This is a genomic window from Neobacillus sp. NPDC058068, from assembly GCF_042885335.1.
Lineage (GTDB): Bacteria > Bacillota > Bacilli > Bacillales > Cytobacillaceae > Neobacillus.
The window spans coordinates 163,166-174,548 of record NZ_JBHVSI010000008.1 but is presented as its reverse complement, the minus strand read 5'-3'; the positions used below and the strand labels follow the sequence as shown (position 1 = coordinate 174,548).

Genomic DNA, 11,383 nt, shown 5'->3' with positions numbered 1-11,383 from the left:
CAGTAAACAGGTGTTATCCGCTAGTAAAACAGCGCTCAACAAATAAGGTAATTTTTTCGGGGGGTATTTATATAATGGAACTTCAATTTTCACGTCATCGCAAGCTGCGTTCAAGTGCCAATATGCGTGCACTTGTTAGAGAGAATCATTTAAGAGCGGAGGATTTCATTTATCCGTTATTTATCTATGAAGGTGAAAACATCCGTAACGAGGTTTCATCAATGCCTGGTGTTTTCCAAGTATCGCTGGATCACCTTCAAGCGGAGATGGAAGATATCGTCGCACATGGGATTAAGTCGGTCCTGCTGTTTGGCATTCCGAAAACAAAGGATGCATGCGGCGAGCAGGCATACCATGATCATGGAATCGTTCAGGAAGCGACCCGTTTCATTAAAGAAAAATTTCCGGAAATCATCATTGTTGCCGATACATGCCTTTGTGAGTATACAGACCATGGTCACTGCGGAGTGGTCGAGGGTGAGCAGATCCTTAACGACCAATCGCTGGAACTACTCGTAAAAACGGCAGTTGCCCAGGCGAAAGCAGGAGCAGATATTATTGCACCATCGAACATGATGGACGGCTTTGTGGCAGCGATTCGCGCCGGTTTAGATGAAGCTGGGTATACCGATATACCAATCATGTCGTATGCAGTAAAATATGCATCCGCATTTTACGGACCTTTCCGTGAAGCGGCGGAGGGAGCACCGCAGTTTGGTGATCGCAAGACCTATCAAATGGATCCGGCAAACCGCATGGAAGCATTCAGAGAAGCAGAATCCGATGTCGCAGAAGGGGCAGATTTTTTAATCATTAAGCCTGGAATGCCTTACCTTGATATTGTTCGTGATGTGAAAAATAACTTTAATTTACCAGTCGTTGTCTACAACGTCAGCGGTGAATATTCAATGGTTAAAGCAGCTGCACTAAACGGCTGGATTGATGAGAAAAAGACCGTGCTAGAAATGCTTATCGGCATGAAGCGCGCCGGTGCAGATCTAATCATTACCTACGCGGCAAAAGATGCCATTCGCTGGTTAAAAGAAGACGAATAAACATTATTTGAAAAGAGGGAATGGAATGCGTTCGTATACAAATTCGATTGAAGCATTTAAAGAAGCCCAAAACCTAATGCCCGGCGGTGTGAACAGCCCGGTTCGTGCCTTTAAATCCGTTGACATGAGTCCGATTTTTATGGAAAGAGGCAAAGGGTCAAAAATCTATGATATCGATGGCAACGAATATATTGATTACGTCCTATCATGGGGTCCGCTCATTTTAGGCCACTCCAACGACCGTGTTGTCGAAGCTTTGAAAAAAACAGCAGAACAAGGGACAAGCTTTGGAGCTCCGACCTTATTAGAAAGTAAATTAGCCCAGCTAGTAATTGAACGCGTGCCCTCGATTGAAGTAGTACGGATGGTCAATTCAGGTACAGAAGCAACGATGAGCGCACTCCGTTTAGCCCGAGGCTATACTGGCCGCAACAAGATACTGAAATTTGAAGGCTGCTACCACGGCCACGGCGATTCGTTATTGATTAAAGCCGGATCAGGCGTGGCTACACTTGGCTTGCCTGACAGCCCTGGGGTGCCGGAGGGGGTAGCCTCAAATACGATAACGGTTCCTTACAATGACCTGGAAAGTGTAAAATTTGCCTTCGAACAATTTGGCGAAGATATCGCTTGTATTATTGTTGAACCTGTTGCCGGTAACATGGGTCTTGTTCCGCCGCTTCCAGGCTTCTTAGAAGGTCTGCGTGAGCTAACTTCGGCAAACGGATCTTTACTGATTTTTGATGAAGTTATGACTGGCTTCCGTGTTGGCTACAATTGTGCACAAGGCTATTTCAATGTCACTCCAGACATTACTTGCCTCGGCAAAGTAATCGGCGGCGGACTTCCTGTTGGCGCATACGGCGGTAAAGCGGAAATCATGCAGCAAATCGCACCGAGTGGTCCAATTTATCAAGCGGGAACCCTCTCAGGAAACCCGTTAGCGATGACGGCAGGCCTTGAGACATTAAGTCAATTAACACCTGAGCACTATCAGGAATTTATCCGTAAAGGCGACATGCTTCAAAAAGGTTTTGAGGCGGCTGCTAAAAAATACGAGGTACCAATTACCTTTAACCGTGCTGGTTCGATGATTGGCTTCTTCTTTACAAATGAGGAAGTTATCAACTATGACATAGCAAAGCACTCTAATTTGGAATTCTTTGCTGCCTACTACCGGGAAATGGCTAATCAAGGAATATTCTTGCCGCCATCCCAATTCGAGGGACTATTCCTTTCGACTGAACACTCAGATGCAGATATTGAAAAAACAATTCAAGCAGCAGAGGTTGCTTTCTCAAGGCTTAAATAATATAATTCACTGCACCCACTCACCAAGTGGGTGTTTTTTTTATACCTCAGAAGAATCACCCATTCCCACGCACTTTTTTATCATAAATAAAAATATTTCCACATAGAGTGTAAGTGACATAGTGATTTTGCGTGAAGGAAACGAAAGGAGGAGTCGCTTTGTCCCAGGAGAATCAATCGTGCCTGCGATTTTCTTTGGAGGAGTCATTGTGGTTTAGAAAAGGACAGGAAGTCGAAGAACTTGTTTCGATTTCCCTAGACCCGGACATCACCATCCAGGAAAACGATCAGTACGTAACCATACGTGGTTCGCTGGAACTCACTGGCGAATATAAAAGTTACGAAGCTAGCGATGAAGGCGAGGATGAAGGTTTTAGCTCGCACAAGTTTGTTGAAAGAGTGGCGGAACGAGAGGAAGGAAGCTGTGAATTTTCCCACCGTTTCCCAGTCGATATTACGATTCCGAATAATCGGATTCAAAGTATTTACGATATCGATGTCCTCGTTGAATCATTTGATTATTCCCTGCCGGAGCGCAGCTGTTTGAAGCTTTCTGCAGAGCTGACCATCAGCGGCCTTTACGGAACTGAACAACAGCAGCAACAAGAAGAGGAGTCAGAATACGAGGTACTTCACCGTACCGAAACGTATGCGGTTGAGGATGAAGAAGAAGTCCTCAATGAACAAGAAGCAGTTCAAAGTGCATTTGAAGAAAACTTCTTATTTGAGGTCGAGGCGAGGAAGCAGCAGGAAGAAGAGAGTGTGGAAGTTTTACCGAAGTTTCCAACCTTCAACTATCAGCCGCAGGAAGTGAAGGAGGAAGAAGACTACGAGCCACTATGGAACCTTCAGGAGGCGAGAAGTGAGAGCAGCTATCATGAGGAAGCAACCTTTGAACAAGAGTCCAGCCCACATACTCACTTTGAAGAAGACGTTACAATTGTTGAAGAAAGTTCATCCTCATCTGATGACATCATAAAAAAAGTAAAGAAGAAGCTGACTAAAAAGAAGAGCATGACGCTGACAGAGTTTTTTGCCCGCAAGGAAGAAAGCACAGGGAAAGTGAAAGTAAAGGTATGTATCGTTCAAAAGGGTGATACTCTTGATGGACTGGCCGAACGTTATGACGTAACGGTTCCAAATCTACTCCGGGTTAATAATCTCGAACTTAATCAGGATGTTTTTGAGGGTCAGGTTTTATACATTCCAGCGACGCTTGCAAAAAAATAACTTTTTAGAAAAGAAGATGAGCGGGTTTCTTTGACCTGCTCACCTTCGTTTTTTGGAAAAGGGGCGGAGCGCTGCTAAATCGAATCCGTTAGTTCCGATTTAGTAGAACTATCCAACCTTCAGGGCAAATCAAGTGTAGTGCGGCTCTGCTCTCACCGCCTTTTTTAAGTTAGGCTGGTTCTTTGAATATGTTGTAGTTCCGAAGTAGATGGCTCCATGCTATTTACTTTTTAAGGAGAGTTGAATTCTGATGACTGACGTGAATCGACTAGAAGCAATTTATCCTATTTTAAAAGATTATCTTGTTGAGCCTTATTTTGTCGAAGATTACGGTGGTGTCCAAAAGGTTTATTCAAATAAAGGAACGTTTGCCCTGAAAAAAATCGCGCCGACAATCGGTACGGATTTCATTCGCCACGTTCATCTGCTTTACCAGAAGGGCTTTAATCGGATGGTCCCGATTTATCCAACAATGGACGGCAGGTATGCAGTCTTACACGAGAATAATCTCTATTATCTAATGCCCTGGATGCCAAATGATCATAAGGAAGACCGCGAGCATAAAAACCAGCAGTTATTTCGGGAATTGGCACGGCTCCATACGCTTTCCGCCAAAGAAATCACGGTGAGCAACGAAGAACGAACAGAGCACTATGAAAAGACGATAGAGCAAATGGATAAGCATCAGGAATTCCTCGATGGCTTCATCGATGAATGTGAAAAAAAGACATATATGTCGCCATTCGAATTGTTATATTGCATGTATTATACCGAAATAAGCCAGGCACTGCGCTTTTCAAAGGCCAAATTTGAAGAATGGTATGAGAAAACGAAAGAAATTGAAAAGGCCCGCATGGTTATTACCCACGGGAAATTATCATCGGAGCATTTTCTATTTGATGATCGCGGGTACGGTTTTTTTATCAATTTTGAAAATGCCCGTTACGGTTCACCTATTCATGATCTCCTCCCGTATTTATCACGAGCCTTAAATACGAGCCTAAAACGAAGTGATACCGCCCTTGACTGGGTATATCATTACTATAAATACTTTCCATTTAAAGAAGATGAGAAATTATTATTCTACAGCTATTTAGCCTACCCGATTCCCGTGATCCAAGTTGCAGAAAGCTACTTTCGAAATCCTCGGCCTAGGAAGGAGCTGAAGTTTGTCCGCAAACTCCAGCAGCACTATTGGCATTTAAAAAATTCTGAGTATGCTGTCATGCGCATGACGGAAATCGAAGCCGTGCAGCAAGTAAAAGAAGGAGCCCAGCAGCAGATTGATTAACTGCATGATGGGCTCCTTAAATAATTTCAAAATAGATAGAAATGGCGATAACGATAAAGAATGACAATAATAAAACATCAAAGACGGTTGGCAAAAACATCGTTCGAATGAATTGAAAAATAATAAAGGGCAGAATCAATTGTCCGCAAAATCTCCGGAATGTTCGAAACCAGGGACGGTGTTTGTATTTTTGAAAATTTCCCCTCACAGAAAAACCTCCCCTTTCAAATCAGGCGTTTGTTTATATATATTCTAAACATCTGTAAATTCCCCTGAAAAATTACATATAGTATAAATTAAAAGAAATTTGGTAATCATGATTGACGTCAAGCCTTATTTTTCGTAGTATAACTATATAATTTAATTAGCGTAAGCAAAGACAGGGAAGAGTACGATGCCTAGCCAGCTTCAAGAGAGGGAAATCATTAGCTGAAAGATTTCCTAAGAGGCACATCAGAAAGTCGCCCACGAGCTTCTTCTGCGAACGGATGTCACAAATCCTATTAGTTGAAGACGGATCAAATCCGTTATCCTATTTAAGAGCCAATCATCTTTCTTTGATTGGAAAAAAGGTGGTACCGCGAAGCAAACTCCATTCGTCCTTTTATGACGAAGGGGTTTTTTTTATGGAGAAAAAAGGAGGAATAGTAAATGGAAACAAAAGAATTAACGATGCCAACCAAATACGATCCGCAAACGATTGAAAAGGGACGTTATGATTGGTGGCTTCAAGGTAAATTTTTTGAAGCAAAGGATGATGAGGGCAAACAGCCGTATACCATCGTAATCCCGCCGCCGAATGTAACCGGAAAACTTCATTTAGGCCATGCGTGGGATACAACATTACAGGATATTTTAACAAGGATGAAACGGATGCAGGGCTATGACGTTCTTTGGCTTCCGGGAATGGATCACGCCGGAATCGCCACCCAGGCAAAGGTTGAGGCGAAACTGCGCAGTGAAGGCAAAAGCCGCTACGACCTTGGCAGAGAGAAATTCGTGGAGGAAACGTGGAAGTGGAAGGAAGAATACGCTTCCCATATCCGGGCGCAGTGGGCAAAGCTCGGATTAGGGCTCGATTACAGCCGTGAGCGATTCACCCTTGATGAAGGACTATCTGATGCCGTTCGCGAGGTTTTTGTTACCCTTTATAAAAAAGGACTGATTTACCGCGGCGAGTACATTATTAACTGGGATCCATCGACGAAAACAGCTTTATCCGACATCGAAGTTATCTATAAAGATGTTCTAGGTGCATTCTATCATATGAAGTACCCACTGGCAGACGGCTCTGGATTCATTGAAATTGCGACCACTCGTCCAGAGACAATGCTTGGTGATTCAGCTGTTGCCGTTCATCCAGAAGATGACCGCTATAAGCACTTAATCGGTAAGACTGTTATCCTGCCAATCGTTGGCCGCGAAATTCCGATTGTCGGCGATGATTATGTTGATATGGAATTCGGTTCCGGGGCCGTAAAGATTACCCCTGCCCACGACCCGAACGATTTTGAAATCGGCAACCGTCATAATCTTGAGCGCATTCTTGTAATGAACGAAGACGGCTCAATGAATGACAAGGCCGGCAAGTACAAAGGGCTAGATCGTTTTGCATGCCGCAAGCAAATTGTCAAAGACCTGCAAGAACTGGGCGTTCTGTTCAAAATTGAAGACCATCTGCATTCTGTCGGCCACTCAGAACGAAGTGGTGCAGTAGTTGAGCCATACCTTTCAACACAATGGTTTGTTAAAATGCAGCCGCTTGCCGATGAGGCAATTGCCCTGCAGGACAAAGAAAACAAAGTAAATTTCGTTCCTGACCGTTTTGAAAAAACTTACTTGCGCTGGATGGAAAATATCCGTGATTGGTGTATTTCAAGACAGCTTTGGTGGGGCCACCGCATCCCGGCATGGTACCACAAAAAAACGGGTGAAGTATATGTTGATCACGAGCCGCCAGCAGACGTAGAAAACTGGGAACAGGACAAAGATGTGTTAGATACATGGTTCAGTTCAGCACTTTGGCCATTCTCAACAATGGGCTGGCCAAACAATGAAGCGGCTGATTATAAGCGCTACTTCCCAACAGCTGCTTTGGTAACAGGCTATGACATCATTTTCTTCTGGGTATCGAGAATGATTTTCCAAAGCGTTGAATTTACTGGCGAGCGTCCATTCAAGGATGTTCTCATTCACGGTCTCGTTCGTGACGAGCAGGGACGAAAGATGAGTAAATCGCTTGGCAATGGTGTCGATCCAATGGATGTCATTGATAAATATGGTGCCGATGCCTTGAGGTATTTCCTATCGACTGGCAGCTCACCAGGGCAGGATTTACGTTATAGTACGGAAAAAGTAGAATCGACTTGGAACTTTGCTAATAAAATTTGGAATGCCTCCCGCTTTGCATTAATGAACATGGACGGGATGACATATGAGGAAATTGATTTCAGCGGTGAGAAGTCAGTAGCCGATAAGTGGATTTTAACACGCTTAAATGAAACGATTGAGCATGTGACCAAGCTTTCTGAGCGCTATGAATTCGGTGAAGTAGGCCGTGCACTTTATAACTTTATCTGGGATGATTTCTGTGATTGGTATATCGAAATGGCGAAGCTGCCGTTATATGGTGAAGATGAAGCAGCAAAGAAAACGACTCGTTCGATTCTTGCTTACGTGTTAGACCAAACGATGCGCCTCTTACATCCGTTCATGCCATTTATCACCGAGGAAATTTGGCAGAACCTGCCGCACCAAGGCATCTCGATTACCGAAGCGAAATGGCCGGAAGTAAATCCAGCGTTTTCTGATGAGGAAGCAGCTGGGGAGATGAAACTGCTCATGGAGATGATTCGCTCTGTACGGAATATTCGTGCCGAAGTAAACACGCCAATGAGCAAGAAAATCAAAATGCTTGTCAAAGCGAAGGATCAACAGGTCCTACAGGCAGTCGAAAACAACCGCAGCTATATTGAGCGCTTCTGTAACCCTGAAGAATTGCAAATGGGGACAGATATTCAAGTACCTGAAAAAGCGATGACGGCGGTTATTACTGGCTTAGAAATCATTCTCCCGCTTGCGGGCTTGCTTAATATCGATGAAGAAATAGCCCGTCTGGAAAAAGAATATGACCGCTTAAATAAGGAAGTCGACAGAGTTCAGAAGAAATTAAGCAATGAAGGCTTTATGAAAAAGGCACCGGAGAGTGTTGTTGCTGAAGAGCGTGCCAAGGAGCAAGATTATCTTGAAAAAAGAAATATTGTTGAAGCACGGATTAAAGAGCTAAGAGGATAAATGAAAAGGTGAGGCGAATTCATAACTGGATTCGTCTTCCCTTTATTAAAAGGGGTGTTACGATTTGTTTACTACATATAAAGAAGCCCTGGAATGGATTCATGCACGCTTAAGACTGGGCATTAAACCAGGTTTAAAACGAATGGAATGGATGATGGATCGGCTTGGCAATCCAGAAACAAAGATAAAAACAGTCCATATCGGCGGAACAAATGGAAAAGGCTCAACCGTTACTTTTCTTAGCTCCATTCTCGAAGCCGCAGGCTATACAGTTGGAACCTTTACCTCGCCCTATATTGAGCAGTTTAACGAGCGGATTAGTGTGAACGGGAAACCGATTACCGATGAGGAATTGCTAGCGCTTGCCAATGTTATTCGTCCATTAGCAGATGAATTGGAGGAAACGGAGCTTGGCGGTCCAACCGAATTCGAAGTGATTACTGCGATGGCGTTCGATTATTTTGCCAAGAACACTAATGTGGACATCGTCATTTTTGAAGTAGGTTTAGGAGGGCGATTCGATTCCACCAATATCCTTCATCCGCTAGCTTCGATTATTACAAATATTGGTCTTGATCATACGAACATCCTCGGAAATAGCTACGAGGAAATCGCTTTTGAAAAAGCGGGAATTATTAAGGAACATACTCCCGTATTTACCGCAGTCAAACATCCTGGTGCACTTAACGTGATTATCGAGCAGGCGGCACAAAAAACCGCGCCTATTTACCGCTTAAATCAAGAGTTCTCCATCAGCGCTCATGAATCGCTTGAAAATGGCGAAACGTTCACATTACAAACGGAAACGCAAACCATGAATGAGCTTGAAATCAGGATGATCGGCCAGCATCAAACAGAAAATGCTGCACTTGCGGTAAGCGCAGCCCAATTTTTACATCAAAAATGCTCGTTCAACTTGAGCATCAAAGCCATCCGGGACGGTTTAAAAAAGGCCTATTGGCCGGGGCGGTTTGAAATTCTCTCGCAAGACCCGCTGGTCATCATTGATGGGGCCCATAATGACGAAGGCGTTACAGCGTTAGTCGATGAGTTATCATCCCGTTACCCGGATCGTCACATCCAGATTGTGTTTGCGGCCTTGAAGGATAAAAAGCTCGACAGAATGATTGCTAAGCTCGACAAGATTGCTCACCAAATCTCGTTTGTCAGCTTTGATTTTCCCCGCGCCGCTAATGCAGAGGATTTGCTGCAAATCAGCCAATCAGCGAACAAACTGGCGGTCGACAATTGGAAGACCTATTTGTTAGAAGAAATTGATAACCTAGATGCGAAAGACATGGTAGTCATTACCGGTTCTCTCTATTTTATTTCGGAAGTTAAACCTCATTTATGTAAATATTTGAAAAATAAGACGATTTCTCTATGACAAGCTGCCTATTATTTGATAATATTAGATTATCTTGAATTAATAATAACCGACCGATGGAGAGGAGGAGAGTAAGATGGGTGTAAAACCGCAAGTCCAAAGAACGATTTTTCTAGTTTGGTTTTTGCTGGTTCCAGCCGGTTTATGGTTTACCTATACCTATTATCCTCCTCGCTTCAACGGTAATTGGGTTGATATTTTGGCGTTTTTGCTGTTAACACTCATTGTTGCCTCGATGCCAATTGTCATAAACGATATGTTTATTTTTCTCATTCAATGGGTGGCACTTGCGACCTTTTTAAAGTTTGGCCTCTTTGTCGAAATCCTCTTTGCCCAGGCAGCGGTCATTAGTTTACTTGTACGGCTAAGGATTCTGAAAAATGGTCAATTATTTCGTCTGCCGCTGAATTTAATTATGTTCTTTATTGGGTCTTTCGTTAGCGGAATCGTTTATTTCTTACTTGGAGGCGAAACGGGTCCCAACCTGTCTCACGATAGACATGCACTCTTACTGGCTGTTGTCTATGCCGTGGTAAGTTATCTATTAAATCAAATCATCATTTCTTTTAATCTCTTTTTTATTTATAAAAGGAAAGAGTCTTATTTCGGCAAAGACTTCTTTGTCGAAACGATTACTACGTTAATCACCTTGCCGATTGGGATTATGCTGTACATTTTATACAGACAAGTGGGAATACTAGCTATCTTGTTTGTCGGAATTCCGTTTGCTAGTGTGTCAATTGTGTTTAACCTGTACTATTCAAGTCAGAAGATAAACGAATACTTACAAAAGGCCGCGGAAATTGGTCATCAGTTAGCCGAACGCCTAAATGTAAACGACGTCATTCACTTATTTATTCAAAAGCTTAGTGAAATGCTGCCCGTTGATTATGCTTATATTTTTGAAGTGTCAGGCGACGAGCTTAAATTAATTCGTAGGATTGAAAGCGGTACTGTAATGGCGAATGACATTAAACCATTGAAAAAGAACGAAGGAATCTGCGGCAAGGTCTGGGCGAGACGGAAGGCTTATCTATTCTCTGCTAAGATGGAGTGGCGAGGAATTGTCAGCGGCCAAATCCCTAGCGATGTCGAAAGTATTCTTTGTGTTCCAATCGTAAGCAGTAAAAACGTAACAGGAGTATTATTACTGGCTGCTAAGAAAAAGCGCGCCTATGAGAAATTCCAGCATATGATTATTGATATCCTCTGCTCCCATTTTGCCGTGGCAATGGAGAATGCTAAGCATTATGAACAAACCAAAAGGCAAAGTGAACGCTGTGCGTTAACAAAATTATATAATTACCGCTATTTCGAGAACATGTTAAACGAAGAGTTCGAAAAAATGGCCAGTTTTCAACGTCAGATGCTTTCTTTAATCATCCTTGATATCGACCATTTTAAAGAGGTAAACGACACCTATGGCCACCAAAGCGGCAATGAAATCCTTATCGAGCTTGCAAACAGAGTGAGTAAGTTGGTCGGCGCCCGGGGAACAGTGGCTCGATACGGCGGCGAGGAATTCGTCGTGCTATTACCCGATACCTCAAAGGAAGAAGCCTATCAAATGGCTGAACACATTAGGCAGTCAGTTGCGAACTGGCCGTTTACCCTTCAGCAGTCGTTAGATCAAAAACAGCAGCAGGTGAGGATTACCGCTTCGATTGGAGTCGCAACCGCACCAGAGGATGCAGAGGATGCAATGGCATTGATTCGTCATGCAGACCGAGCACTTTATGTTGGGGCGAAGCGGGCGGGGAGGAATCGGGTGGCGGAGTATTCGTCTTGTTAATGAATTATGAGTGGTGTGAAAAC

The 11,383-nt window shown here is 43.4% G+C and carries 8 protein-coding genes and 1 other annotated feature; of the genes, 7 read left to right on the top strand and 1 reads right to left on the bottom strand.

The features are described 5' to 3' along the window. The first annotated feature begins 74 nt into the window (after positions 1 to 74). The 4 genes from hemB to ysxE all read left to right on the top strand — a co-directional run bounded on the left by hemB (position 75) and on the right by ysxE (position 4,887). Positions 75 to 1,055, top strand: coding sequence for a porphobilinogen synthase (gene hemB, locus ACFVSW_RS11590; RefSeq protein WP_387315954.1), 981 nt, complete (start codon positions 75 to 77; stop codon positions 1,053 to 1,055). 25 nt (positions 1,056 to 1,080) lie between these two features. Then, a complete protein-coding gene (gene hemL / locus ACFVSW_RS11585; RefSeq protein WP_387315951.1) occupies positions 1,081 to 2,367 on the top strand; it encodes a glutamate-1-semialdehyde 2,1-aminomutase in 1,287 nt (428 codons plus the stop codon). Positions 2,368 to 2,498: 131 nt separating this feature from the next. Next, positions 2,499 to 3,596 carry a stage VI sporulation protein D gene (spoVID, locus tag ACFVSW_RS11580; protein WP_387315950.1) on the top strand — a complete coding sequence of 366 codons (1,098 nt, stop codon included), beginning with the start codon at positions 2,499 to 2,501 and terminating at the stop codon, positions 3,594 to 3,596. A 250-nt stretch (positions 3,597 to 3,846) separates the two neighbouring features. Beyond that, positions 3,847 to 4,887 (top strand): spore coat protein YsxE, encoded by a 1,041-nt coding sequence (gene ysxE / locus ACFVSW_RS11575; RefSeq protein ID WP_387315948.1) that lies wholly within the window; start codon positions 3,847 to 3,849, stop codon positions 4,885 to 4,887. Between the two features lie 16 nt (positions 4,888 to 4,903). Here ysxE and ACFVSW_RS11570 read toward each other — a convergent pair whose 3' ends face one another. Further along, a complete protein-coding gene (locus ACFVSW_RS11570; protein WP_387315946.1) occupies positions 4,904 to 5,095 on the bottom strand; it encodes a hypothetical protein in 192 nt (63 codons plus the stop codon). A 159-nt stretch (positions 5,096 to 5,254) separates the two neighbouring features. Then, positions 5,255 to 5,494 (top strand) — a binding site (T-box leader). Positions 5,495 to 5,538: 44 nt separating this feature from the next. Between ACFVSW_RS11570 and ACFVSW_RS11565 the strand changes: the two genes are divergently transcribed. The 3 genes from ACFVSW_RS11565 (at position 5,539) to ACFVSW_RS11555 (ending at position 11,360) form a co-directional block, all read left to right on the top strand. Then, positions 5,539 to 8,181 (top strand): valine--tRNA ligase, encoded by a 2,643-nt coding sequence (locus tag ACFVSW_RS11565; RefSeq protein WP_387315943.1) that lies wholly within the window; start codon positions 5,539 to 5,541, stop codon positions 8,179 to 8,181. A gap of 64 nt (positions 8,182 to 8,245) precedes the next feature. After that, on the top strand, positions 8,246 to 9,568 hold the full coding sequence (locus tag ACFVSW_RS11560; RefSeq protein ID WP_387315940.1) for a bifunctional folylpolyglutamate synthase/dihydrofolate synthase: 1,323 nt from the start codon (positions 8,246 to 8,248) through the stop codon (positions 9,566 to 9,568). A gap of 76 nt (positions 9,569 to 9,644) precedes the next feature. After that, complete coding sequence (locus ACFVSW_RS11555) at positions 9,645 to 11,360, top strand: sensor domain-containing diguanylate cyclase (protein ID WP_387315939.1); 1,716 nt, start codon at positions 9,645 to 9,647, stop codon at positions 11,358 to 11,360. Positions 11,361 to 11,383: the final 23 nt, after the last annotated feature.